The 26,064-nt window shown below is 64.2% G+C and carries 24 protein-coding genes; 19 read left to right on the top strand and 5 right to left on the bottom strand.

Annotation, left to right across the window (positions count from 1 at the left end):
• Window positions 1-3 precede the first annotated feature (3 nt).
• A complete protein-coding gene (locus CH266_RS07470; RefSeq protein ID WP_052053106.1) occupies window positions 4-675 on the top strand; it encodes a class F sortase in 672 nt (223 codons plus the stop codon).
• 241 nt (window positions 676-916) lie between these two features.
• Here the strand turns inward: CH266_RS07470 and CH266_RS07465 are convergent, their stop codons facing one another.
• Window positions 917-1,315, bottom strand: coding sequence for an ASCH domain-containing protein (locus CH266_RS07465; RefSeq protein WP_094715047.1), 399 nt, complete (start codon window positions 1,313-1,315; stop codon window positions 917-919).
• 7 nt (window positions 1,316-1,322) lie between these two features.
• The gene (locus CH266_RS07460) at window positions 1,323-2,396 is read right to left on the bottom strand and encodes an endonuclease/exonuclease/phosphatase family protein (RefSeq protein ID WP_094715046.1); all 1,074 of its coding nucleotides are present in this window, start codon (window positions 2,394-2,396) and stop codon (window positions 1,323-1,325) included.
• Window positions 2,397-2,490: 94 nt separating this feature from the next.
• Here CH266_RS07460 and CH266_RS07455 point away from each other — a divergent pair, with 94 nt between their 5' ends.
• The 18 genes from CH266_RS07455 to CH266_RS07370 all read left to right on the top strand — a co-directional run bounded on the left by CH266_RS07455 (window position 2,491) and on the right by CH266_RS07370 (window position 23,965).
• Window positions 2,491-3,303 (top strand): TIGR03084 family metal-binding protein, encoded by an 813-nt coding sequence (locus CH266_RS07455; RefSeq protein ID WP_094715045.1) that lies wholly within the window; start codon window positions 2,491-2,493, stop codon window positions 3,301-3,303.
• A complete protein-coding gene (locus CH266_RS07450) occupies window positions 3,300-5,027 on the top strand; it encodes an acyclic terpene utilization AtuA family protein (protein WP_094715044.1) in 1,728 nt (575 codons plus the stop codon). Before CH266_RS07455 ends, CH266_RS07450 begins: the two co-directional genes overlap by 4 nt.
• The gene (locus tag CH266_RS07445) at window positions 5,024-6,172 is read left to right on the top strand and encodes an acyl-CoA dehydrogenase family protein (protein WP_032381318.1); all 1,149 of its coding nucleotides are present in this window, start codon (window positions 5,024-5,026) and stop codon (window positions 6,170-6,172) included. Before CH266_RS07450 ends, CH266_RS07445 begins: the two co-directional genes overlap by 4 nt.
• The gene (locus CH266_RS07440; RefSeq protein WP_094715043.1) at window positions 6,169-7,767 is read left to right on the top strand and encodes an acyl-CoA carboxylase subunit beta; all 1,599 of its coding nucleotides are present in this window, start codon (window positions 6,169-6,171) and stop codon (window positions 7,765-7,767) included. The genes CH266_RS07445 and CH266_RS07440 overlap by 4 nt, the downstream gene beginning before the upstream one ends.
• A 7-nt stretch (window positions 7,768-7,774) precedes the next feature.
• Window positions 7,775-9,751: an acetyl/propionyl/methylcrotonyl-CoA carboxylase subunit alpha gene (locus CH266_RS07435; protein ID WP_094715042.1), complete on the top strand. Its 1,977-nt coding sequence runs from the start codon at window positions 7,775-7,777 to the stop codon at window positions 9,749-9,751.
• Window positions 9,748-10,908: an acyl-CoA dehydrogenase family protein gene (locus CH266_RS07430; RefSeq protein ID WP_037191352.1), complete on the top strand. Its 1,161-nt coding sequence runs from the start codon at window positions 9,748-9,750 to the stop codon at window positions 10,906-10,908. The genes CH266_RS07435 and CH266_RS07430 overlap by 4 nt, the downstream gene beginning before the upstream one ends.
• The gene (locus tag CH266_RS07425) at window positions 10,908-11,660 is read left to right on the top strand and encodes an enoyl-CoA hydratase family protein (RefSeq protein WP_027498165.1); all 753 of its coding nucleotides are present in this window, start codon (window positions 10,908-10,910) and stop codon (window positions 11,658-11,660) included. Before CH266_RS07430 ends, CH266_RS07425 begins: the two co-directional genes overlap by 1 nt.
• Before the next feature lie 25 nt (window positions 11,661-11,685).
• Window positions 11,686-12,309, top strand: a complete 624-nt coding sequence (locus tag CH266_RS07420; protein WP_027498164.1) for a TetR/AcrR family transcriptional regulator — start codon at window positions 11,686-11,688, stop codon at window positions 12,307-12,309.
• A gap of 46 nt (window positions 12,310-12,355) precedes the next feature.
• Window positions 12,356-13,771 (top strand): guanine deaminase, encoded by a 1,416-nt coding sequence (locus CH266_RS07415; protein WP_032381323.1) that lies wholly within the window; start codon window positions 12,356-12,358, stop codon window positions 13,769-13,771.
• Window positions 13,772-13,843: 72 nt separating this feature from the next.
• Window positions 13,844-14,362 carry a DUF3558 domain-containing protein gene (locus CH266_RS07410; protein ID WP_027498162.1) on the top strand — a complete coding sequence of 173 codons (519 nt, stop codon included), beginning with the start codon at window positions 13,844-13,846 and terminating at the stop codon, window positions 14,360-14,362.
• The gene (locus tag CH266_RS07405; RefSeq protein WP_027498161.1) at window positions 14,359-14,901 is read left to right on the top strand and encodes a DUF3558 domain-containing protein; all 543 of its coding nucleotides are present in this window, start codon (window positions 14,359-14,361) and stop codon (window positions 14,899-14,901) included. The genes CH266_RS07410 and CH266_RS07405 overlap by 4 nt, the downstream gene beginning before the upstream one ends.
• Before the next feature lie 276 nt (window positions 14,902-15,177).
• Entirely contained in the window at window positions 15,178-15,552 is a 375-nt protein-coding gene (gene rpsL / locus CH266_RS07400) for a 30S ribosomal protein S12 (RefSeq protein ID WP_027498160.1), read from the top strand.
• A gap of 1 nt (window position 15,553) precedes the next feature.
• Entirely contained in the window at window positions 15,554-16,024 is a 471-nt protein-coding gene (gene rpsG, locus CH266_RS07395; protein WP_003941856.1) for a 30S ribosomal protein S7, read from the top strand.
• A 95-nt stretch (window positions 16,025-16,119) separates the two neighbouring features.
• Entirely contained in the window at window positions 16,120-18,222 is a 2,103-nt protein-coding gene (gene fusA / locus CH266_RS07390; protein ID WP_027498159.1) for an elongation factor G, read from the top strand.
• A 102-nt stretch (window positions 18,223-18,324) separates the two neighbouring features.
• Complete coding sequence (gene tuf, locus CH266_RS07385) at window positions 18,325-19,515, top strand: elongation factor Tu (protein WP_008714056.1); 1,191 nt, start codon at window positions 18,325-18,327, stop codon at window positions 19,513-19,515.
• A gap of 295 nt (window positions 19,516-19,810) precedes the next feature.
• Window positions 19,811-21,121 (top strand): 3' terminal RNA ribose 2'-O-methyltransferase Hen1, encoded by a 1,311-nt coding sequence (locus tag CH266_RS07380; protein ID WP_255175863.1) that lies wholly within the window; start codon window positions 19,811-19,813, stop codon window positions 21,119-21,121.
• Window positions 21,118-23,643, top strand: a complete 2,526-nt coding sequence (locus CH266_RS07375) for a polynucleotide kinase-phosphatase (RefSeq protein ID WP_094715040.1) — start codon at window positions 21,118-21,120, stop codon at window positions 23,641-23,643. The genes CH266_RS07380 and CH266_RS07375 overlap by 4 nt, the downstream gene beginning before the upstream one ends.
• 25 nt (window positions 23,644-23,668) lie before the next feature.
• Window positions 23,669-23,965, top strand: a complete 297-nt coding sequence (locus CH266_RS07370) for a putative quinol monooxygenase (RefSeq protein WP_094715039.1) — start codon at window positions 23,669-23,671, stop codon at window positions 23,963-23,965.
• A gap of 100 nt (window positions 23,966-24,065) precedes the next feature.
• Here CH266_RS07370 and CH266_RS07365 read toward each other — a convergent pair whose 3' ends face one another.
• Genes CH266_RS07365 through CH266_RS07355 form a run of 3 tightly spaced genes read right to left on the bottom strand, consistent with a single transcriptional unit; the run spans window position 24,066 to window position 25,980 of the window.
• Window positions 24,066-24,455: a hypothetical protein gene (locus CH266_RS07365; RefSeq protein ID WP_094715038.1), complete on the bottom strand. Its 390-nt coding sequence runs from the start codon at window positions 24,453-24,455 to the stop codon at window positions 24,066-24,068.
• A gap of 20 nt (window positions 24,456-24,475) precedes the next feature.
• A complete protein-coding gene (locus tag CH266_RS07360; protein WP_094715037.1) occupies window positions 24,476-25,027 on the bottom strand; it encodes a hypothetical protein in 552 nt (183 codons plus the stop codon).
• Complete coding sequence (locus tag CH266_RS07355) at window positions 25,027-25,980, bottom strand: DUF6286 domain-containing Asp23/Gls24 family envelope stress response protein (RefSeq protein ID WP_176457032.1); 954 nt, start codon at window positions 25,978-25,980, stop codon at window positions 25,027-25,029. The genes CH266_RS07360 and CH266_RS07355 overlap by 1 nt, the downstream gene beginning before the upstream one ends.
• Window positions 25,981-26,064 lie beyond the last annotated feature (84 nt).

Here is a 26,064-nt window from a genome sequence, read left to right as displayed (position 1 = left end):
CACGTGACCACTGAGATCGATACTGCTGCAGAAGTTTCCCGCACTGTGACCCGTCACCGGGTTGCAGTGCGGGCTGCGGCAGCAGCCTGCCTGATGGTGGTGGCCCTCGTGTCGGGGTGTGCGACACCCGTCGATGAACCCGCTCCGACTCGAACGTCAGCGGCGACATCGGCTGACGTTGTTGCTCAACCCAATTCGATCCCTGCCCAGGGCGGTGGTTCGGCCGAGGATGTTGCGTCTCCGCCCGAACGTATCGAGATCGACGCGATCGGTGTCGATTCCGATGTGATGGACCTCGGGTTGAATCCCGATGGAGCAATGGAAGTCCCGCCGGGCGGTTTTCCCGCAGGCTGGTACACCGGATCGCCGGTCCCCGGTCAGCTGGGACCGTCCATCGTTGCCGGCCACGTGGATTGGGCCGGTAGTCCAGGTGTCTTCTACCGACTCCGCGAACTGGAGCAGGGAGACGATGTGTCCGTCACTGCCGAGGATGGAAGTACGGTCCGGTTCGTCGTCAGCGCTGTGGAGCAGTATCCGAAGGATGCTTTCCCCACCCAGAAGGTGTACGGCGATCTCGACCACCCAGGGTTGCGTCTGATCACATGCGGTGGCCAATTCGATTCGGATGTCGCCAGTTACGAGGACAACATCGTCGTCTACGCGGATCGGGTCTGACGCGCTACCTTCCTAGCCCGGCTCGAGTTCGAGGTCGATGAATCTACCTGCTGTTCCGCGCCTTGGGGTCTGCGGTAGACGGTCGGTAGGTGGCCGCAATCGGCGAGCTGCGTTGTTGCAGGCACGGTGACGGCAGTGGTGCCGGCATTGGAGACCCAGAATTCGACGCCATCAGCAAGGATGACCGGAGTCCACAGGCCCGCGGTCTTCAGGCTGTGGTGACAGCGGCACAGGCAGACCTTCATGCCCGCTCGAATCGCTCCAGCACCACCTGAGTGTCGTCGTTCACCGTGAAATTCGGATTGCCCAGCTCCTCGCGGACTTCGACGGACTGCCAGAATCGTTCGTGTCCGGCACGCCACTGCGCCACATCGGTGTAACCCTCACCCTCGTCGAGCGCATGCTGCAGCGGAACATCGCTCAGCGCAACGACATCGACGGCCGTGGTCTCGATGACCCCGACCACGGCACCCGTCGAATTCACCACCGCACCGCGTTCACCGACCCTCGGCAGCTCCTCGTCGGTGTACTGAGCCAACAGGCTTGCCGTGCTGGTCTTCGCTCCGGACAGCACGGCCGCAACCAGCGTGTCCCGTAGTGGGCCCGGGTAGGCGAACTCGACAATCGGCAGATCGGTCACTCACGCATCATATTTCGAGGTCTACCCACACCAGTCTGTGGTCCGACGGGTGCTCGGCCTGATCGGGCCAATACACCTGCGAGTCGCGCACGGTCAGATCGTCCGACGGCAGCACGTAGTCCACCCGAAGGTCACCCGGCGTCGGATCAGCGAAATCGGCTGTGTCCGTTCCATGTCCATCGGACGTGGGTGCCGGATCTCGAACCCGCGGAAGATCCAGAACCTGTGCGATGGCACCGGCCACGGAGTCGCCGTCGACCGGATCGCTGTTCTGGTCGCCCATCATCACGAACGACGCTCCCTCGTCGAGTCCGCCTCGCACGCCGTTGTCGTCGTAGAGGTAGTCGGCACCGGAAATGTAATCGGCGCTCAACCGGATCTCGTCGTGATTGCGCTTACCGTTACGGTCCTCGGGTCCGTCGAAGGACGGGGGAGTGGGATGCGAGGCCAACACGTGCAGCGTCTTCCCGTTCACGTCGACGGGCACGTCCCAATGAGACTTGCTGGACAGTCGAAGCGCGTCCGCGTTCTCTCCGTAATAGTCGCGCGGTAACAGCGAGTCCGGCATGTCCTTCCACAGAAAGTTCTGGAACGTGCGTACCGAACCGGTGTCGATCGGGAACTTCGAGTACACCACCATGCCGTACTGGCCGGGAAACTGTCCGAATCCCCAGGCGTCACCGGGGCCACCGAGTGCGCCGTCCCCGTCCAGGTCGAGTCCCGAGTCGACGCCGGTGTTCACCGGAGCAGTGAAGAAGAACGGGTACTGCCCGTCGAGGTAGTTCTCGTTGAAGAGGGTCGGGCCATCGGACCCCGAATAGTCGAACTCGTTGACCAGCAACACATCCGGAGAGTTCGCGGAGATCACGTCGGCCACTGCGCGAGCCTGGGCGTTCTCTGCGCTCAGGTCGGTGACCAACTGTCCGGCCGCGGACCGATTGAGACTGGCGTTGAACGTCGCCACCCGGATGCTCGACGGTTCGTCGGGGGTCGGGTCTGCAGCAGACGGGTCCGTGGTGGAGCAGCCGACAGCCATGACGGCGAGGGTAACGGCGACGGCCACAAGTCTCGACGTTTTCACGTTTTTGACCGTAGAGACGGTAAGCGAACGTAAGGTTACGAATTAACAAGCAAGCGTGCTTGCTTTTTTCTCGTGCCTTTGTGAAGCTGGTCCCATGGCAGACCTCGACTCACTCGTCGGCGATCTCCGTGCCGAGGGTAACGACCTCGACGCGCTGGTGGCCGAGCTGGCACCCGAACGCTGGGCGGCACCTACTCCGGCGGCGGGCTGGACGATCGCACATCAGATCGCGCACCTGTCGTGGACGGATCACGTCGCGGAGCGAACCACATCCGCAGCGTCCGGTGATACCGCGGCCGAGGAGGAGTTCGCCCGCACGCTGAAAAAGGCCTGGGAGAACCCCACTGGATTCGTCGACGACGCCGCCGAGGAGGAAGCCGGCAATCCGGAACTGTTGAGCGCCTGGCGAACCCGCCGCCACGCCATGACGGACGCGCTGAAGCAGGTCCCGTCGGGCGTCAAGATCCAGTGGTTCGGGCCGCCCATGAGTGCCGCGTCCATGGCCACCGCCCGTCTCATGGAGACGTGGGCCCACGGACAGGATGTCGCCGATGCGCTGGGCGTGACCCGCGTGCCGACCGACCGAATCCGCGGAGTCGCACACATCGGCGTGCGGACACGGGATTTCGCTTACGCCGTCAACGAGCAGACTCCGCCGGCGGAACCGTTCGGAGTCGAGCTCACCGCACCCTCGGGCGAAGTGTGGACGTGGGGTCCCGACGACGCAGAACAGCGTGTCACCGGATCTGCACTCGACTTCTGCCTTCTCGTCACTCAGCGCGCACACCGCGACGATCTGGACGTTCGAGCCGACGGGGCCGACGCCGCACACTGGCTCACCATCGCCCAAGCCTTCGCAGGCCCTCCCGGACAGGGACGAGACAAGGCAGGACGCGAGAAAGCATGACCGTACGTATAGGCAACTGTTCCGGTTTCTACGGAGATCGACTGTCCGCGATGCGAGAGATGCTCGAGGGAGGAGACCTCGATTACCTCACCGGTGACTACCTCGCCGAGCTGACCATGCTCATCCTCGGACGCGACCGAATGAAGGACGCGACCCGTGGCTACGCCAAAACCTTTCTGCGGCAGGCCGAGGACTGCCTCGGACTGGCACTCGACAAGGGCGTGAAGATCGTCGCCAATGCCGGCGGACTCAATCCGCGCGGACTGGTCGAGGCGTTGGAGAAGCTCGATTCCGGCGCAAAGATCGCCTACGTGGACGGCGACGACCTCCTCGGCAGGGCAGGCGAACTCGGCCTCGGGAGCCCGCTGACGGCAAACGCCTACCTCGGTGCGTGGGGAATCGTGGAATGCCTGAACTCCGGTGCCGACGTCGTCGTGACCGGTCGCGTCACCGACGCCAGTGTCATCGTCGGCCCCGCCGCCGCTCACTTCGGTTGGTCGACAACCGATTACGATGCATTGGCCGGCGCGGTCATCGCGGGCCACGTCATCGAGTGCGGTACTCAAGCGACCGGCGGTAACTACTCGTTCTTCACCGAGATCGCCGACATGTCCCGTCCGGGGTTCCCCATCGCCGAGATCGAAGCCGACGGATCCTCCGTCATCACCAAGCACGAGGGCACCGGCGGTGCCGTCAGCGTCGGTACCGTCACCGCGCAACTGCTGTACGAGATCACCGGTGGCCGATACGCGAACCCCGACGTCACCGCGCGCATCGACACGGCGGTCCTGGCGCAGGAGTCCAGCAACCGAGTATCGATCAGCGGGGTCACCGGAGAAGCGCCGCCGCCCACCTACAAGGTCTCGCTCAACGCGCTCGGCGGCTTCCGCAACGAGTTCACGATGGTGTTGACCGGCCTGGACATCGAGGCCAAAGCCGAACTGGCGCAACGGCAGTTCGAGTCGTGGTTGCCCGCCCGGCCGACCGAGTTGGACTGGACTCTGGTGCGTACCGACAAGCCCGACGCCGAGACCGAGGAAACCGCAAGCGCGTTGCTGCGCTGCGTCGCCCGCGACAGTAACCCCGACGCGGTGGGACGCCAGTTCTCGGCTGTGGCGGTCGAACTCGCACTTGCCAGCTACCCGGGCTTCTCGGTCACCGCACCGCCCGGAAACGGAGCCCCGTACGGGGTGTTCACCGCAGGTTTCGTCGACGCACACGACGTACCGCATACGGCCCACCTGGCCGACGGCACCGAACGCAGCATTGCACCCTCAGCACAGACGCGAGTCCTGGAATCGCTGGTCGAACCGAAGCTGCCGGCACCGCGAGCCGCCGAGGACACCATCCGACTACCACTCGGCACCATCGCCGCCGCCCGTAGCGGAGACAAAGGTGGGAGCGCGAACGTCGGAGTGTGGGTGCGCACCGACGACGAATTCGCCTGGCTTGTCCACGCATTGACCGTCGACACCCTGAAAACGATGCTGCCCGAGGCCGAGCACCTCACGGTCACGCGCCACGTGTTGCCCAATCTGCGGGCCATCAACTTCGTCATCGACGGCATCCTCGGCCAAGGTGTGGCCTCGCAGGCCAGATTCGATCCACAGGCCAAGGGACTCGGTGAATGGCTGCGGTCGCGGCACATCGACATCCCCGAAACACTCGTGTTCACAGGAGTGGAGCCTGCGGAACGACCCGACAAGAAAGCAGCACTCATATGAGCATCTGGACGACGCCGGAGCGTCAGCAGCTGCGCAAGACCGTTCGCAGTTTCGTCGAGCAGGACATTGCGCCGCACATGAATCAGTGGGAGACCGAGGGTGAGATCCCGCGCGAGCTGCACAAGAAAGCGGCCGCTCTCGGTTTGCTCGGCGCAGGGTTTCCCGAGGACGTGGGCGGCGACGGCGGTGATCTCGCGGACGCGGTGCTGATCTGCGAGGAGATGCACCAGGCCGGCGCGTCGGGCGGACTGTTCGCTTCTCTGTTCACCTGTGGAATTGCGTTGCCGCACTTGGTTGCCGCGAGAGATCCTGAGCAGATCGACAAGTGGGTGCGGCCGACGCTCGCGGGGGAGAAGATCGGCTCGCTCGCGATCACCGAGCCGGGCGGCGGCTCCGACGTGGGTCATCTGCGGACCAAGGCGGTCAGAGACGGCGACCATTACGTCGTCAACGGGTCGAAGACCTACATCACCTCGGGGTGCCGTGCGGACTTCGTCGTCACCGCGGTCCGGACGGGAGGCGAGGGGGCAGCCGGAGTGTCGCTCCTCGTCGTCGAGAGGGGCACACCGGGATTCGAGGTCACCAGCAAGCTCGACAAGATGGGGTGGCGCGCCTCCGATACTGCCGAACTCTCCTTCGTCGACGCACGGGTTCCGGTGGCCAACCTGGTCGGTGCCGAGAACAGTGGCTTCGTCCAGATCGCGCAGGCATTTCTCACCGAGCGTATCGCTCTCGCCGCTCAGGCCTACGCCAGCGCGCAGCGGTGCCTCGATCTGACGCTGCAGTGGGTCCGTGATCGCGAGACCTTCGGAAAGCCGCTCATCGCACGGCAATCCGTACAGAACACCGTCACCGAGATGGCGCGCAAGATCGACATCGCTCGCGTGTACACGCGCTCCCTCGTCGAGCGGTCCATGCAGGAGGACGGTGACTTCATCGCCGAGGTCTGCTTCGCCAAGAACACCGCCGTCGAGTCCGGAGAGTGGGTGGCCAATCAAGCCGTCCAACTCTTCGGCGGACTCGGGTACATGCGCGAGAGCGAGGTCGAACGGCAATACCGCGACATGCGCATCCTCGGTATCGGCGGCGGAACCACCGAGATTCTCACCGGCCTTGCCGCAAAACGATTGGGGTACCAGGCATGAGCGTGCTGAAGTCCACTCTCGACACCGCATCGGAGCAGTACACCGGTGCCACCGAGGCCATGCACACCAAACTGGCCGAGATCGACGCCGAACACGACAAGGCGTTGCTCGGTGGCGGTCAGAAGTACGTCGATCGCCACAAGAAGCGTGGCAAGCTGCTCGCCCGTGAGCGCATCGAATTGTTGATCGACGAGGATTCCGCGTTTCTCGAACTGTGCCCACTTGCGGCGTGGGGCAGCGACTTTCCTGTCGGTGCCAGCACCGTCATGGGTATCGGTGTCGTGTGCGGTGTCGAATGTCTCATCGTGGCCAACGATCCCACGGTCCGCGGCGGGTCCAGCAACCCGTGGACCCTGAAGAAGGGGTTCCGCGGCAACGACATAGCCACCCAGAACCGACTGCCGGTGATCTCTCTCGTCGAGTCGGGCGGTGCCGACCTGCCCACGCAGAAAGAGGTGTTCATCCCCGGCGGGCGCATGTTCCGCGATCTGACGCAGCTCTCGGCGGCCGGTATTCCGACCATCGCCCTGGTGTTCGGCAACTCGACTGCGGGCGGTGCCTACGTTCCCGGCATGTCCGATCACGTCGTCATGATCAAGGAACGATCCAAGGTGTTCTTGGCCGGGCCGCCCCTGGTGAAGATGGCCACCGGTGAGGATTCGGACGACGAGTCGCTCGGTGGAGCCGAGATGCACGCCCGGAAGTCCGGTCTCGCAGACTACTTCGCCGTCGACGAGCAGGACGCCATCCGTATCGGACGCAGCATCGTCTCCCGGTTGAATTGGAAGAAGAAGGGGCCCGAGCCACGGGCCGAGGTCATCGAGCCACTCGCCGATCCCGAGGATCTGCTGGGCATCGTCCCCACCGACCTGAAGATCCCGTTCGATCCCCGTGAGGTCATCGCCCGCATCGTCGACGGTTCCGACTTCGACGAGTTCAAGCCGATGTACGGCGGCTCGCTCGTCACCGGTTGGGCAGAGCTGCACGGCTACCCGATCGGCATCCTCGCCAACGCACGCGGCGTGCTGTTCAGCGAGGAATCGCAGAAGGCGACGCAGTTCATCCAGCTCGCCAACCGGTCGAACACGCCACTGTTGTTCCTGCACAACACCACCGGCTACATGGTCGGCAAGGAATACGAGGAAGGCGGCATGATCAAGCACGGATCGATGATGATCAACGCCGTCTCCAACTCGAAGGTGCCGCACATCTCGATCCTGCTCGGGGCGTCCTACGGAGCCGGCCATTACGGCATGTGCGGCCGTGCTTTCGATCCGCGCTTCCTCTTCGCCTGGCCGTCCAGCAAATCCGCCGTCATGGGTGGCGCACAGCTGGCCGGCGTCATCTCCATCGTCGGACGCGCCGCCGCAGAAGCTCGCGGTCAAGCGTTCGACGCGGAGGCAGATGCCGGACTGCGCGCGATGATCGAGAATCAGATCGAGGCCGAATCGTTGCCGATGTTCCTGTCCGGACGCCTCTACGACGACGGCGTCATCGATCCCCGTGACACCCGCACGGTAGTGGGAATGTGCCTGTCGGCCATCGCCTCTGCCCCGATCGAAGGCACCGCGAACTTCGGTGTCTTCCGGATGTGATGCCCGCATGCTGAACAAAGTCCTCGTGGCCAATCGCGGCGAAATCGCCCGACGCGTCTTCACCACCTGCCGCGCGGAGGGCATCGATACCGTCGCGGTCTTCTCCGACGCCGACGCGGCATCTCCCCATGTGCGTGAGGCGGACTCCGCTGTGTGTCTGCCTGGGCAGAGCCCGTCCGAGACCTACTTGCGCGGAGAATTGATCATCGCCGCCGCGGTGCAGGCCGGAGCCGACGCGGTGCATCCGGGATACGGATTCCTCTCCGAGAACGCCGAATTCGCCCGGCAGGTACTCGACGCCGGGTTGACCTGGATCGGACCGCCCGTCAAGGCCATCGAATCGATGGGCTCGAAGGTCGAGTCCAAGAAGATGATGGCCGACGCCGGAGTGCCGGTGTTGACTCGACTCGATCCCGAGTCGGTCACCGAGAACGAGCTACCGGTACTGATCAAGGCCTCCGCGGGCGGCGGCGGTCGGGGGATGCGCATCGTCCGCAGTCTCGATGCACTGCAGTCGGAGCTCGAGGCAGCCGGACGAGAAGCCCTGTCGGCCTTCGGCGATGGAACGGTGTTCATCGAGCGGTACATCGAAACCGGACGGCACATCGAAGTTCAGGTCATGGCCGATCGATTCGGCACGGTGTGGACGGTGGGCGAGCGTGAATGCTCGATCCAACGCAGGCACCAGAAGGTCGTCGAGGAAGCTCCGTCGCCGCTCGTCGAACGCATCGACGGCATGCGCGAGAAGCTTTTCGAGGCAGCCACACTGGCATCCGAGGCCATCGGCTACGAGGGTGCAGGGACCGTCGAATTCCTCGCCGACGAAAAGGGTAGCTTCTTCTTCCTCGAGATGAACACCCGCCTGCAGGTGGAGCATCCGGTCACCGAATGCACGACGGGTCTGGATCTCGTTGCGCTGCAGATCCAGGTTGCGGCGGGGGAGCGGCTACCGGCCGAACAGCCCACGACACGGGGACACTCGATCGAGGTTCGGCTGTACGCCGAGGATCCGGCTCAGGACTGGCAGCCGCAGAGCGGTGCCGTGCACCGATTCGAGATCCCCGGTGCGCAGTTCGAGGTGTCGGACAAAGCTGGATACATCAGAGTCGATTCCGGCGTCGAGACGGGCAGCGTGGTGGGAACGCAGTACGACCCCATGCTCGCCAAGGTGATCTCCTTCGCCCCGACGCGGGACCGAGCGGCGACTCTGTTGGCGAAAGCGCTGCAGAACGCCACCATTCACGGCCTGAAGACCAATCGCGATCTGCTGGTGAACATTCTGCGCCATCCGGCGTTCCTGGCGGGCGACACCGATACTGCCTTCTTCGACACGCACGGCCTCGATGTCCTGGCTCAGCCGTTTGCGCAGGGCCGGGCCGAGGAACTGTCGGCGCTCGCGGCTGCCTTGGCCGACGCGGCGAGCAACGTCTCGCGAGCTCGGGTGAACCGGGGTCTACCCGGCGGCTGGCGCAATCTCCGGTCGCAACCGCAGCGCAAGACGTACAACGACATCACCGTCGAATACTCGATCGGACGCAGCGGACTCACCTCCTCGGTGGAGGGTGTCGAACTGGTGGAGCACACACCGACCTCGGTGACGCTCGACGACAACGGGATTCGTCGTATTTTCGCAGTGAGCACCTACGGGTCCGACGTGTTCGTGGATTCTTCCCTGGGCCCCGTTCGATTGGCTCGGGCACCGAGGTTCACCGACCCCACCGACGAGGTGGCGGCCGGATCACTGCTTGCGCCGATGCCGGGCAGCGTCATCAGAATTGCTGCTGCGCAGGGAGATACCGTCACCGCGGGCCAGCCCATTCTGTGGCTGGAGGCGATGAAGATGGAGCACACCGTGACTGCACCCGCCGATGGTGTGCTCACCGAACTGAACGTGCAGCAGGGTCAGCAAGTCGAGGTAGGACAGGTCTTGGCAGTAGTCACCGACACGCCAGTCGTCACCGATAACGGAGTGGAGCAACCATGAGTTTCATCGAAACCGAAGAGCAGAAGGGTCTGCGCAACGCAGTCTCGTCACTGGGCAAGCGCTACAACTACATCGATTACGTGCTGCCCAAGGCGCGTAAAGGTGAGCCACTGACCGAACTGTGGAACGAGGCGGGAAAGCTCGGCTTCCTCGGCGTCAATCTGCCCGAGGAATACGGCGGCGGAGGCGCAGGCATCTACGAACTCGCGCTCGTGCAGGAGGAGTTGGCCGCGCACGGTGCCGGTCTGCTGCTCGTCGTCGTCAGCCCGGCCATCTGCGGCACCATCATCGGCAAGTACGGCACACCGGATCAGAAGCAGGAGTGGCTCACCGCCCTCGCCGACGGTTCCAAGATCATGGTCTTCGGCATCACCGAGCCCGACGCCGGATCGAACTCGCACCAGATCACCACCACGGCGCGTCGCGACGGTGACGAATGGATCTTGAAGGGCAACAAGATCTATATCTCGGGCGTGGATCAGGCCGACGCCGTGTTGATCGTTGCGCGGACCGAGGATTCCAAGACCGGCAAGCTCAAGCCGGCGCTGTTCATCGTGCCTACCGACGCTCCGGGACTGCAGAAGACGCAGATGGAGATGGACATCGTCGAGCCCGATCACCAGTTCGTGCTGTTCCTCGACGACGTCAGGCTCCCCGCCGAGGCCCTCGTCGGTGAGGCCGACGCCGCCCTGATGCAGCTGTTTGCCGGCTTGAACCCCGAGCGCATTCTCGGTGCCGCAATGGCTGTCGGTATGGGCCGGTACGCCATCGACGCGGCGGTGAAGTACGCCAAGGAGCGCACCGTCTGGAAGACGCCGATCGGTGCGCACCAGGGCCTGTCTCATCCGCTGGCGCAGTGCAAGATCGAGCTCGAATTGGCGAAGCTGATGATGCAGAAGGCTGCGGTGCTCTACGACTCCGGCGACGATTTCGGAGCGGCAGAAGCCGCGAACATGGCCAAATACGCTGCGGCCGAGGCCAGCATCAAGGCACTCGATCAGGCGATCCAAACCCACGGCGGTGCCGGGTTGAGCAGTGAATACGGATTGGCTGCAATGCTCGGAGCCGCCCGTATCGCCCGCGTCGCTCCCGTGAGCCGGGAGATGATCCTGAACTTCGTGAGCCAGCACTCGCTCGGCCTGCCGAGAAGCTACTGATGGCCGTTCTCGTCGAGTCGGGCAAAGACACAGCGTATTTGACGTTGGATTCGCCGCAGAACCGAAACGCGCTTTCGTCGGTGTTGGTCGAGGAGCTGACAGCGGGCCTCATTGCTGCGGCGCACGACGACGACATCAGGACGATCGTGCTCGGTCACACCGGCACGACGTTCTGCGCCGGTGCCGACCTCAGAGAGGCCGGGGCGTCCCCGGAGCTTCGGACTCGGCAGATGCTGGATCTGATGCGGCTGATCATCGACACCCCGAAACCCGTCGTCGTACAGATCGACGGTCATGTGCGGGCAGGCGGGATGGGGCTCGTGGCGGCGTGCGACGTCGCCATCGCCGGACCGGAAAGCTCGTTCGCGCTGACCGAGGTTCGCCTCGGACTGGCGGCGTCGGTCATCTCCGTCGCCGTGCTGCCGCGATTGACCTCCCGGGCCGCGAGTCGATACTTCCTCACCGGGGAAACGTTCGACGGTGCCACGGCCCAGGAGATCGGGCTGGTCACCGTGGCCGACGCCGTTCCCGCGGCCGCGGTGGCCGACTACATGATCATGTTCAGGAAGTGCTCGCCGCAGGGCTTGGCCGAGTCCAAACAGCTCACCACCGCTGCGATCCGGCGCGAGATCGACGAGCGCGGAACGGCCGTCGCCGAGCAATCGGCCAGGTTGTTTGCATCGGAGGAAGCCCGAGAGGGGATGATGTCCTTTCTGGAGAAGAGGCCGCCGTCCTGGGCTGCCGAAAAGTAGGTCGAGAAGGAGCAGGGAGATGGTGATGGCGCGCGAACCCAAGCAGGATCGCAGCAGGGTGACGCGTCAGCGACTCCTCGAGGCGACGATCGACTCGCTCGCCGAGCAGGGCTGGAGCGCAACGACGGTCGGGGTCGTCGCCGAGCGCGCCGGCGTCTCTCGCGGTGCCACCCAACACCATTTCCCGACGCGTGAGGACCTCATCACCGGGGCACTCGAGTACATGTTCGACACTCGGATGGACCATGCTCGCCGCGAGGCACAGGAGATTCCGCCCGGACCCGGCCGAACGAAACTGGTGGTGGAACGGCTCGTCGAGTACTACACCGGACCGATGTTCAAAGCGGCACTGCAGGTCTGGACAGCCGCGTCGGCCGACCCCGAGCTACGCGATCGGATCGTTCCTCTCGAAGAGCGATTCGGTCGTCGAGCACACACGATGGCTGTCGAGAACCTCGGAGTCGACGACAACGATCCCGTCACCCACCGTCTGGTCCAGGCGACGCTCGACCTGGCGCGTGGGCTCGGTCTCGCGGACGTCCTGACCGACGACGCGCGTCGCCGCGTCGAAATCGTGCGAGCCTGGGCCGATGTGCTCGATGCCTCGCTGAACGCGCGGCTGTCCGCCGTAGGAGCGGTAGCGCACTAGACGCGCACGATCTGCAGTTCCGATCCACCTGTGCTTGAGTCTGCTCGTGACTTCCGATTCCGCACGCGTCCACCGTGGCCATATCTTTCACATCGCGGGCTCGCCCACGGTGCTCGAGGCCGCAACCGCGTTGGTGTCCATTCCCGACGGTGCCCTCGTGGTCGGCGGCGACGGCAGGATCGAGTACTGCGGCGAGTTCGATTCTCTATCAACGCACTACGCCCATTCGGATGTGTTCGATCATCGGCCCGGCTTCCTACTGCCTGGATTCGTCGACACGCACATCCACTTCCCACAGACCTATGCCGGCGATTCCTACGGCGGCGGGCAATTGCTCGAATGGCTGAACACGTGCATCTTTCCGTCCGAAGCACGCTTCGCCGATCCGGAATTCGCGGCGGGGGCCGCGCGCGACTTCTGCGCAGCACGCATTCGCGCCGGGACGACGCAGGCCATGGTGTTCGGGTCGGCATTCCCGCACGCACAGGATTCTTTGTTCTCCGAGACGCTCGAGCACGGACTGCGCATCGTCAGTGGCCGCGGGATCCAGACCACCGGCCCCGCCTCGGCGCACGCACTGATCACCGGTGAGGACGAGGCGATCCGCCTGGTGTCCGAGGAGATAGAGAAGTGGCACGCCGCCGATACCGGCGACGTCGACACGGCGATGCTGCACGTCGCCGTCGTACCGCGTTTTTCTCTGTCGGTGACGACGGAAACGCTGAGGAACCTCGGCGAGCTCTACGACTCCGTACGCGGCAGAGGCGTCTACTTCCACACGCACCTCAACGAGAACAACCGACCGGGCACCGGCGAGATCGACGCCACCAAGGGTGCGTACCAGGTCGAGAACTACCTCGATACCTACGACGGCAAGTTCCTGCCGGGCTCGAAAGTAGGGGGCAAGAGCCTGCTGGGTCGACGGTCGATCCTTGCGCACGCGGTGCACTGCGAGGACGCGGAACTGACGAGGTTGGCCGAGACGGGTACGTCCATCGCGCACTGTCCCACCTCGCAGCAGTTCCTGGGCTCGGGCACGATGCCGTGGAAGAGAACCGTCGCCGCCGGGGTCACCATCGCCATCGGGTCCGATTTCGGTGGCGGTGACGAGTGGCTACTACCGCAGGTACTGGCCGACGCGTTCAAGGTGCACATCTCCGAACCGGGAGACGCAGGCCTGTCGTTGCATCCGGCCGAACTGTTGTTCACCGGAACGCTCGCCGGGGCACGTGCTCTCGACATGGAGGAGCGCATCGGCAACTTCGACGTGGGGAAAGAGGCGGACTTCGTCGTCGTCGATCCCGACGCGTGGCCGCAGCTGGCTGCGGCCGTCGACCACGGCGTGCGCGCCGAGGACCCCGAGCTGGCCCGCGACCAGACCCTGTTCGCCCTGCTGATGGCCATGCGTGAGCCGGCCATCGTGGGTGTGTACGTCCAAGGACGCGCTGTGCACGGCACATGACCGCTGCCCTGTTCGGTTGGTAGGTTCGGTGCGACGCGAACTGCAGCATCGGACCAGCACGCGAAGGACGGCATGAAGCGAGTGACACTGGTGATCACCGCGGTCGCCGCGCTGATCGCAGGTTGCGGTGGCTCGGATACCGACGCCGCCGATACCGCGCCCGAGCCGTCGACGAGCAAGGCCGCGTACGAGCCCGGCCCGTTCTTCGGCGAATGCGGATCGATCAGCGACGCCGAGGTGCAGGCCGCGTTCGGTGCCGGACCGTTTGCCCAAGTCACCCGCAACTCCGTCGGCTGTCAGTGGGAAACCGTGGCCATCAGCGGACCGAGTGTCAGCTTCTCCTGGTATCGCGGCAGTCCGATCGGCCGCGAACGCGCCGGGTCCGAACTGATCGGCCGTCCGGCCAAGGACATCGCCATCGACGGCAACCCCGGATTCGAAGCCGAGCAGGGCCCGTTGTGCGAGATCGGTGTGCAATTCGGCGACGACTTCTTCCATTGGTCGGTCACCTACTCCGAACAGATCCCGGCGCGCCCGCCGTGCGACGTCGGGAACGAACTGGCGAAGCTGACCGTGGAGCGTAAGCAATGAAATCTCGAGCAAGTACTTCGAGACGGGTTTTCGCCGCCGCCGCGACCCTGCTGCTCGCGGCCGGTTGCTCTCAGTCGGTCGAGGGCACGCCGCGGCCGGCGAGCTTCGCCGGCTCGGGCAACCAAGAATTCACCAAGTTGTTGACCGAGTGCGATGCCGTCTCCGACGACCAGATTGCCGATGCCACCGGAGCCGACGAGATCGCTCGCGGCTTCTTCGGAGCGATCTGCCGATGGGATCTGATCGGTTCCGCGGGCATCGTGAAGGTGACGTTCAACTGGTTCGAGTCCGGCACCCTGGCCGCCGAGCGGGCAGCCGACGAGAAGATGACGTACACCGTCAGCGACACAACGGTGCAGGGACGCAAGGCAATACAGGCCCAACGGCCCAACGACCCGGACTCGTGCGGAGTGTCGGCCGGAGCGGACCAGGCGGGCATCTTCGGGTGGTGGGTGCAGTACCGTCCGGGCGTCGCACACCCCGATCCCTGCCAGGCGGCAGCGAAGCTGGCAGACCTCACACTCAACCTGAGCAGATAGGTTGCGTATCAGAGCGAAGGGTGTTTTGACCCGAGGCCGCGCCGCCGGGTATCGTTATGGGTCGTGTCCGGCCTGGCCGGACCGTTTGTGTGCCTATGCGAGGTACAGCCGTGCGCACGTTCGTCTCGAGAGCGCGCAACCGGCTGGACGTGTGGGGGTATGCGACACACCCGACCGCGGGGTGCAAGAGACCCGCGGAGACGTCATGGGTGAGGAGCAGTGTTCTCTTGCTCCAACTGCTAGATCCCTGTTTATCGACACGAAGAAAGCCGGTTTATGCCAACGATCAACCAGCTGGTCCGTAAGGGTCGCACCGACAAGGTCGCGAAACTGAAGACCGCTGCCCTCAAGGGCAGTCCCCAGCGCCGTGGTGTGTGCACTCGCGTGTACACCACCACCCCCAAGAAGCCGAACTCCGCTCTCCGTAAGGTCGCGCGCGTTCGCCTGACCACCTCGGTAGAGGTCACCGCGTACATCCCCGGTGAGGGCCACAACCTGCAGGAGCACTCGATGGTGCTCGTTCGCGGCGGTCGTGTGAAGGACCTCCCGGGTGTGCGTTACAAGATCATCCGCGGCTCGCTCGACACCCAGGGTGTCAAGAACCGCAAGCAGGCTCGCAGCCGCTACGGAGCCAAGAAGGAGAAGAGCTGATATGCCACGCAAGGGCCCAGCACCCAAGCGGCCGCTGATCAACGACCCGGTCTACGGATCGCCGTTGGTCACGCAGCTCGTCAACAAGATCCTTCTCGACGGCAAGAAGTCGACCGCAGAGCGCATCGTCTACCAGGCGCTCGAGCAGGCTCGCGAGAAGACCGGCACCGACCCCGTCGTCACGCTCAAGCGTGCACTCGACAACGTCAAGCCGGCCCTCGAGGTTCGCAGCCGACGCGTCGGCGGTGCCACCTACCAGGTGCCCGTCGAGGTTCGTCCCGGCCGCTCCACCACGCTGGCACTGCGCTGGCTGGTCACGTTCTCGCGCGCTCGTCGTGAGAAGACCATGGTCGAGCGTCTGGCGAACGAGTTGCTCGACGCCAGCAACGGCCTCGGTGCCGCTGTGAAGCGCCGCGAAGACACTCACAAGATGGCCGAAGCCAACAAGGCGTTCGCCCACTACCGCTGGTGATCTCCTCGCTCGGGCGGTATTCGGAACTATCCGATACCGCCGGAGCGTTGATCAGCTCAGGCAATACCTCTTCCAACACCAAGGCGGGTTAACTCGTGGCACAGGACGTGCTGACCGACCTCAACAAGGTCCGCAACATCGGCATCATGGCCCACATCGATGCCGGCAAGACCACCACTACCGAACGCATCCTCTTCTACACCGGTATCTCCTACAAGATCGGTGAAGTTCACGATGGCGCAGCCACCATGGACTGGATGGAGCAGGAGCAGGAGCGTGGCATCACGATCACCTCTGCTGCCACGACGTGCTTCTGGAACGACAACCAGATCAACATCATCGACACCCCCGGTCACGTCGACTTCACCGTCGAGGTGGAGCGCTCGCTCCGCGTCCTCGACGGCGCTGTCGCAGTGTTCGACGGCAAAGAAGGTGTCGAGCCGCAGTCCGAGCAGGTGTGGCGTCAGGCCGACAAGTACGACGTGCCGCGTATCTGCTTCGTCAACAAGATGGACAAGCTCGGCGCGGACTTCTACTACACCGTGCAGACCATCATCGATCGTCTCGGTGCCAAGCCGCTGGTCATCCAGCTGCCCATCGGTGCAGAGAACGAGTTCGAGGGCGTCATCGACCTCGTGCAGATGAAGGCTCTCGTGTGGAGTGGCGAGACCAAGCTCGGCGAGAAGTACGAGATCCAGGAGATCCCGGAAAACCTCAAGGAGCGCGCAGACGAGTACCGCACGCAGCTGCTCGAGACCGTGGCCGAGTCCGACGAAGCGCTTCTGGAGAAGCACTTCGGCGGCGAAGAGCTCACGATCGACGAGATCAAGGGCGCCATCCGCAAGATGACGGTCAACAGCGAGCTGTACCCGATCCTGTGTGGATCCGCGTTCAAGAACAAGGGCGTTCAGCCCATGCTCGACGCGGTCATCGACTACCTCCCGTCTCCCCTCGACGTTGCCGAGACCATCGGACACGCCGTCGGCGACGAGGAGAAGGAGATCACTCGCAAGCCGTCCGCAGACGAGCCGTTCGCAGCTCTCGCGTTCAAGATCGCGACGCACCCCTTCTTCGGCAAGCTGACCTACGTCCGGGTGTACTCGGGCAAGGTCGACTCCGGCGCTCAGGTCATCAACTCGACCAAGGGCAAGAAGGAGCGTCTGGGCAAGCTCTTCCAGATGCACTCCAACAAGGAGAACGCGATCGCGACCGCGTCTGCCGGTCACATCTACGCCGTCATCGGCCTCAAGGACACCACGACGGGTGACACGCTCTGCGATCCGCAGAACCAGATCATCCTCGAGTCCATGAGCTTCCCGGACCCGGTCATCCAGGTCTCGATCGAGCCCAAGACCAAGTCCGACCAGGAGAAGCTGGGAACAGCCATCCAGAAGCTCGCCGAAGAGGACCCCACGTTCTCGGTGAAGCTGGACGAGGACACCGGCCAGACCGTCATCGGCGGCATGGGCGAGCTCCACCTCGACATCCTCGTCGACCGTATGCGTCGCGAGTTCAAGGTCGAGGCCAACGTCGGCAAGCCGCAGGTTGCGTACCGCGAGACCATCCGCAAGACGGTCGAGAAGCACGACTACACGCACAAGAAGCAGACCGGTGGCTCCGGCCAGTTCGCGAAGGTCATCATCAAGCTCGAGCCTTTCGAGGGCGAAGATGGCGCGACCTACGAATTCGAGAACAAGGTCTCCGGTGGTCGTGTGCCCAGGGAGTACATCCCCTCGGTCGACGCGGGTGCACAGGACGCCATGCAGTACGGTGTTCTCGCCGGATACCCCCTGGTCAACGTCAAGGTCACACTGCTCGACGGTGCGTACCACGACGTCGACTCGTCGGAAATGGCCTTCAAGGTCGCCGGCTCACAAGCGTTCAAGGAAGCCGCCCGCAAGGCCAGCCCCGTCATCCTCGAACCCGTCATGGCCGTCGAGGTCATCACGCCCGAGGATTACATGGGTGAGGTCATCGGCGACCTGAACTCCCGCCGTGGTCAGATCCAGGCCATGGAGGAACGCAGCGGTGCCCGTATCGTCAAGGCACTGGTTCCGCTGTCGGAGATGTTCGGCTACATCGGAGACCTTCGGTCGAAGACGCAGGGCCGCGCTAACTACTCCATGGTCTTCGATTCGTACGCAGAAGTTCCCGCGAACGTAGCGAAGGAAATCATCGCGAAGGTCAACGGAGAGTAATTCTCTTCGTTTGCTGGACCACGCTCGACCTGTAATAAGTAACAACACATACGCGTGCTTGCCCCGCAGGGGCGGGCACAGATCAGTCCAGGAGGACACACAGTGGCGAAGGCGAAGTTCGATCGGACGAAGCCGCACGTCAACATCGGCACCATCGGTCACGTTGACCACGGTAAGACGACGCTGACGGCTGCAATCACCAAGGTTCTGCACGACAAGTTCCCGGACCTGAACGAGGCCTCGGCTTTCGATCAGATCGACAAGGCTCCGGAGGAGAAGGCTCGTGGTATCACGATCAACATCTCCCACGTCGAGTACCAGACCGAGAAGCGCCACTACGCGCACGTCGATGCACCGGGTCACGCCGACTACATCAAGAACATGATCACCGGCGCGGCTCAGATGGACGGCGCAATCCTGGTCGTGGCAGCAACCGACGGCCCGATGCCGCAGACCCGCGAGCACGTGCTGCTCGCTCGCCAGGTCGGCGTGCCGTACATCCTGGTCGCACTGAACAAGGCCGACATGGTCGACGACGACGAGATCATCGAGCTCGTCGAGATGGAGGTCCGCGAGCTCCTCGCTTCGCAGGAGTTCGACGAGGACGCACCGGTCATCAAGGTCTCCGCACTCAAGGCACTCGAGGGTGACGAGAAGTGGGGCGAGTCGGTTCTGGAGCTCATGCAGGCCGTCGACGACTCGGTTCCGGACCCCGTCCGTGAGACCGACAAGCCGTTCCTCATGCCCGTCGAGGACGTCTTCACCATCACCGGCCGTGGCACCGTGGTCACCGGACGTATCGAGCGCGGCTCGGTCAACGTCAACGAAGAGGTCGAGATCGTCGGCATCCGCCCCGGCTCGACCAAGACCACCGTCACCGGAATCGAAATGTTCCGCAAGCTGCTCGACTCGGGCCAGGCAGGCGACAACGTCGGCCTCCTCGTTCGTGGCATCAAGCGCGAAGACGTCGAGCGTGGACAGGTCATCATCAAGCCCGGCACCACGACTCCCCACACGGAGTTCGAGGGCAACGCCTACATCCTCTCGAAGGACGAGGGCGGCCGCCACACGCCGTTCTTCAACAACTACCGCCCGCAGTTCTACTTCCGTACCACGGACGTTACGGGCGTTGTGACCCTTCCCGAGGGCACCGAGATGGTCATGCCCGGTGACAACACCGAGATGTCCGTCACGCTGATCCAGCCGGTCGCCATGGACGTCGGCCTGCGTTTCGCAATCCGTGAGGGCGGTCGTACCGTCGGAGCCGGTCGCGTCACGAAGATCATCAAGTGATCTAGCTTCACCCAGTTCTACGACAGCGGCACCCACCTTCTGGTGGGTGCCGCTTTTGCGTGTGCACGCGACCTCCTCAATGTGCGGCCTCCCTTGTGTGGCCCCCCCCGTTGGACGGCCCTCCCGTCGGACGGCCCTCCCGTTGGACGGCCCTCCCGTCGGGATCAATGTGGGTTTCAGTCGCTCAGACTGCAACAAAGTCGCATTGATCCGGCGGGTAGAGGGGAGTACACGACCGAAAAATGGGACGCATCGGACGCGGCTGTCCCGTAACGTCGCTGCGGTGCTACTGACCGTGACTGCAAATGCCACAACCGATTTCCCGGGCGCCTCCGATATCGGGTATTTGTTGCACAAGCACCCCGATCGCGTCCAGACCCGCAACCTGCCGATGGGTGAGACCACGGTGTTGTATCCCGAGGTCTCGGCGGAGCGGACAACCCTCGCAGTACTGCTCCACGCCACAGACGGCAAGAGTCCGGCCGCGTCAGGGCTTGCTGTGGCGTTGTCTCGCCTGTTCAAGCAGACGCTGGCAGGCGTCTGTACCACAAGGACCGAATTGGTCTCTGCGGCAATCGATTTGATCGTCACGATGCCGGCCGCGCCGTCGCGCGGTGCGACTGATCTTGCGCCTCGGCTGTTCGGACCCCTCGGATGGAATGTAGAGACCACCCCGATCCCACTGGATTCGACGCAGCCGAACTGGGGCGACTCCGAATACGTGGATCTGGTACTCACCGGCACCTTCACTCTGTCGGCTGCGCTGCGGCACCTGTACGTACTGCTGCCAGTGCTCGACGACACCAAGCACTACTGGGTCGGTGAGGACGAGGCGGACAAACTCGTTCGGGCAGCAGGGGATTGGCTCGGTGATCATCCGGAGTCGGCGCTGATCGCCTCCCGATATCTGGCGCACCGTCGGGAGCTCGTCGAGTCCGCACTGGATCGTCTGGTCCCGGTTGCCCCCGAAGAGGTTGTCATCCCACGGGATCCGACGTTGGCCGAGCAGCGAGTACATGCGGTGCTGGCTGCACTCGGTGATGCCGGTGTGAAGTCGGTCGTCGACATGGGGTGCGGCGAGGGTCGCCTGTTGCGTGAGTTGCTTGCGCACAACACAATCGAGCGGATACTCGGTGCCGACGTGAGTGATCGTGCGCTGGCGAAGGCGCAGCGCAGGCTCCGGCTCGACGAGATGTCGGATCGGCAGCGTGGACGCATCGAACTGGTCCAGTCGTCGGCGACCTATCGCGACGTGCGGTTGCAGGGATTCGACGCGATGGTGCTCATGGAGGTCATCGAGCACATCGACCTCGAACGCCTTCCGGCGTTGGTGCGCTCGGTCTTTCGAGAGGCCCGTCCGAGGACGGTGCTCGTCACCACGCCGAACTCGGAATACAACGTGCTGTACCCGGGCCTCGACGCCGGGGCCTTTCGGCACGTCGATCACCGATTCGAGTTCACCCGTGCCCAATTCGAGCAGTGGGCAACGTCGGTGGCGGACGCACACGCCTACACCGTTCGCTTCGACCGCATCGGACCCGTCGACGACGTGCTCGGCAGCCCTACCCAGATCGCGCTATTCACCAGAGAGGAGCAGTCCCAGTGAGTACCTACGAGATTCCGGACCTGTCCCTCGTCGTCCTCGTCGGCATCAGTGGATCGGGGAAGTCCTCCTTCGCTGCAGACCGGTTCGGCCCGTACGAAACCGTGTCGAGTGATGCCTGTCGAGGGATGGTCAGCAACGACCCCAACCTGCAGAGCGCCACGAAGGACGCGTTCGCGCTCCTGGAATTTCTCGTCGCAACCAGGCTGCGGGCCGGTCTGCTCACCGTCGTCGACGCCACCAACGTGCAACCGGCGGCTCGCAAGGCCCTGATCGCCTTGGCTCGTGAGCACGATGTCCTGCCGGTTGCCGTGGTGCTCGACGTGCCGGAACCGGTCTGCGCACAGCGCAACGCGGACCGCAGCGACAGGACGTTCGGCCGAGACGTGCTGCGCCGCCAGCAGTCCCAGTTGCAGCGCTCGATGCGAGGGCTGTCCAAAGAAGGCTTTCGCTCGGTTCATGTCCTCGACGGTGTCGACGCGGTGGCGTCGGCGACGTTCGTTCGTACCCCGCTGCGTAGCGACCGCCGGGAGCTTTCCGGGCCTTTCGATGTGATCGGCGACATTCACGGATGTCTGTCGGAGCTCGAAAGCCTGCTCACGACTTTGGGTTACACGCTCGAGCGCGACGCAGACGGTAGGGCAGTCGGTGCAACGCCGCCGGAGGGTCGAACGGCGGTGTTCGTCGGGGACTACGTCGACCGTGGGCCGGATTCGGTCGGTGTGCTGCGGCTCGTGATGGGGATGGTGGCAAACGGCGCAGCACTGGCAGTTCCGGGCAATCACGAGAACAAGCTCGTCAAGGCGCTGCGAGGTCGGAAAGTCACTGCCTCACACGGTTTGGCCGAGACACTCGAGCAGCTCGACGGCGATACCGACGAGTTCCGCCGCGAGGTGCTCGAATTCTGTGATGGTCTCGTCGCACACCTAGTGCTCGACGGCGGAAGACTCGTCGTTTCGCACGCGGGGTTGATCGAGAAGTACCACAACCGCGCGTCGGGCCGAGTGCGCAGCTTCGCCCTGTACGGCGACACCACCGGCGAGACCGACGAATTCGGGCTGCCGGTGAGGTATCCGTGGGCTCAGGACTATCGCGGGTCGGCGACTGTGCTGTACGGACACACTCCCGTGCCGGAGGTGCAGTGGGAGAACAACACTGCGTGTCTGGACACGGGGTGTGTCTTCGGCGGCAAGTTGACGGCGCTGCGGTATCCGGAGCGTGAGGTCGTCTCGGTGCCGGCGGAGCAGGTCTGGTACGAGCCGACCCGGCCGCTGGGCGGGTTCGTTCGGGAGTCGTCGTCGCTGGATCTGTCGGACGTCATCGGACCGACCGGAGTGGAGACTGCGCTGCGTGGGCGTGTGTCGATTCGGCCGGAGAATGCCGCGGGCGCATTGGAAGTGATGAGCCGGTTCGCCTTGGCTCCGCAGTGGCTGCACTACCTTCCGCCGACGATGGCACCGAGTCGTACCTCGGAACGAGAGGGTTATCTCGAGTACCCGACGGAGGCATTCGACGCGTATCGGGCGCTCGGTGCGTCGACGGTGATCTGCGAGGAGAAGCACATGGGCTCGCGGGTGGTCGTCGTGGTGTGTCGCGATGCCGACACCGTTCGGGCGAAGTTCGACGCTCCCGACGGTGTCCTCGGCACCGCGTACACGCGGACCGGTCGGCCGGTGTTCGACGAGACCGTGACCGGGGTGCTGATCGCTGGGGTGGCCGACGCTCTGGAGGGGGCCGGCGTGTGGGACGAATTGTCCTCGCACTGGCTGGTTCTCGACTGCGAACTGATGCCGTGGTCCGCCAAGGCGGAGGGCCTGATCAAGTCCGAGTATGCGGCACCTGCGGCCGTGTCCCGGGCGAATCTCGAGGCCGAGGAGTCGGTGCTCGCTCGGGCGGCCTCGCGCGGCCTGGCCGTGTCCGAACTGCAGGAACGGAACGTGATTCGGCAGCGCAACCTCGCCGAGTTCACTGCTGCGTATCGGCGGTACAGCTGGCCGACGGATGGACTGGCAGGCGTCAGTCTCGCCCCGTTCCAGCTGTTGGCCTCCGACGCCGGCACGTATGCGGACCGCCCGCACGAATGGCACCTTGCACTGGCCGATCGACTGGTGGCCACTGCGCCGAAGCTGTTCACGACGACGCGTCGGATCGAGGTCGATCTGTCGTCGTCGGATTCGGTTGCGGCAGGGGTGACATGGTGGGAGGAGTTGACGGCACAGGGCGGTGAGGGCATGGTCGTCAAACCGGCGGCCAACATGCCGCGCGGAAAGATGCAGCCCGGCATGAAGGTTCGTGGCCGGGAGTACCTGCGACTGATCTACGGTGCGGACTACACGGACCCGAATCGACTCACTGCACTGCGTAACCGAAACGTGGGACACAAGCAGTCGATGGCGCTGCGCGAATATGCGTTGGGAATGGAGGCACTGGACAGATCAATTCGCGGTGAGCCGCTGTTTTCCATCCACCAAGCCGTGTTCGCGGTACTCGCACTGGAATCGGAGCCGGTGGACCCGCGGTTGTAGGTGCCTCAGGCGTTAGTATGCGGCGATGACCATCAGACTCGTTGTATCCCTGGAGACGAAGACCGGTCTCGGCGAACGCCAGGTTCAGGCGTTCGCCGAGTTGGCACCACTGGTTCGAGTGGAATCGGGTTGTCTCCAGTACGACCTGCACCGAGTCGTCGGCACCGAGGATGAATTTGTGATCCTCGAACACTGGGAGTCAGCGGAGGCCTTAGCAGGCCACGACGATGCGTGGCACATGGTCGAGGCGGATGCCGCGAACAAACAGTTTCGGGCGGGTCCTGCTCGAGTGCTGATCATCGAAGGCGCGGCAGTCCGTTAGACCGCGAGTGCTGCGCCCGCCGCGGCTGGGATCAATGTAGATTTCAGTCACTCAGAATGCAACAAAGGCGCATTGATCCGAACGGGGGAGGGCTACGGCACTAGTTTCGGGGCGATGAAAACGGAGTGATTCCGGCACCGATGGGTGCGGCAATTGCCGCGGTCACCGCTATGGATGCCCAGAAGGTGGTCGAGTCCAGCATCACGCCTCCGGCAAGTCCGCAGACCGCGACCACGATGCCGCATCCGGTCAGCAGTGCTGATCCGACAGCGGCGTGGAGCAGGCCGGTTCGATCGGGGGTACGACGGGCGTTGAGCCAGATCATCGTCCCAGTCGTCGCGAACACCAGAGGGACGTAGAAGTAGAGGGAACTGTCACCGAGTTTCGATGCGAACGCGACGATCACCAGTACCGCTCCGAATGCCACCGGGACAGAGAGGGGCATTCCGCCGGACCATCGCTCGAATCTGCTGCGCGTCGATGCCGTCATGGATCCACCGTAACGTGACGTCAGGTCCGTTTGTCGATGTGCAGTTGGACGCGTGTCGCCACGTCCGCGCCGCCCAGCGACCGTGCCACGAACGCGGCGCGGGACTCAGTTTCGGCGGTGAAGCCGACGACGTCGAAATCGGCTGCAGCATAGACTGATACGGTGATGGTGGGCATACCTCGGTCGTCGATGGCAGTTCCCCTGGCCCGTCTGACGCCAGGGAACTGCGCCAACTCCGCGGCCACGCCCGACGCGATCGCACTCAGGTCCACATGCGCCGAGAAGTGTGGCTCCTCGATAACGCTCGCCGTTCCGGTCGTGCGTGGTGAGAAGTTGCCGATCAACAACACCAGCGCCGCGACGACGGTCACCGCGACGACGATTGCCAGAGTCGGTACCCACCAACCCTGCTGCGGCAGTTCGGCAATACGAGCACGCTCGAAGCGAGAGAGCGTCTCCCGTGCCCACGGAACGTCGTAGTGCCACGCAAGTGCGAAGCCGCCACCGGCGAGGAGAGTGGCTCCCGCGATGACGGCAACGAGTCGATCCACCCCTGCGACAAAGGTTTTCACTACGACACCCGTGTCGGTTGCGACACCGAGTGCTGCACCGTCAGACGCCGCCCACCCGCGGCGACGGACAGTAACGGACCGAGGGCAGCGCGCACGGCAGCGTCGGCACTGTCCGGAGAAACAGCTCGATCTCGCTGCACCCGGACCTCGATCTTCCTGCGTGTGACGACGGTATGCGCGTCCACGACTCCGCGGGTGGACTGCGCTGCAGCACTGCACAATCGAGCGATGTCGGTCGGTGTGGCCCAGACGGTGGGTGTCGGGCCGCCCAATTCCGAATGAGTTCTCGTCCGAGGTTTGACGCCCGCAAAGACGAAGAGCGCACCGACGACGATCGATCCGACGGCGGGCGCGATCATCCACCCCTGCCAGTGCAGTTGCGAAACCCAGTGCACGGCATCGGCGACCCATGGACTGCCGTCCAGGTGTCCCTGAGCGATGAAGAATTCGCGACCGGCCACGAACGCCACGGCGAGGAGGGCGAACCCGAACACCAGCGCCACGGGCATGGCCGCAGGACCGGCCGTGGGTGGTCGAGGTGAAACCACCGCAGCAGCAACATCATCGGCAGCAACATCATCGGCAGTAACATCATCAGCAGAACCGCGCGCCGAACGGTCCAGCGCGGTATCCGACACCAGCACGTTCACCCGATGCACGTGCACGCCGGTCATCGTCGCCAGTGCGGCCTCGACGGTGCGGTGAACCGACTCGGTCACGTCGGTGATCTGCGAGGGCCAGCGCACTCCGATGTAGAGGTTGACCGAGACGGTGTCCTCTCCGAGGGTGACGTCGGCTCGGGGAAGTTCGCGGCCGGTCAAACGCGACATTCCGCCGGTGGTGCGGGTGACCCGGGGGTCCTTCGATGCCGCCGCGATGGCCGTTCTCGAAAGCGCACGGTGTTTGATCTCCAGACTTCCGCGCGACTCGTCGTGGGCACTGTGGTGTTGCACTCCACAACTGTAGTGACGCGGTGCACCTCGGCCGGATCGGCGGCGCAATTCTTCCTGGCATACTGCGGTTGTGTCGGAAATCGT

The sequence above is a fragment of the Rhodococcus sp. 06-1474-1B genome, assembly GCF_002258885.1.
In the GTDB taxonomy this organism is placed as follows: domain Bacteria; phylum Actinomycetota; class Actinomycetes; order Mycobacteriales; family Mycobacteriaceae; genus Rhodococcoides; species Rhodococcoides fascians.
This window is presented reverse-complemented; position numbering and strand designations above follow the sequence as displayed.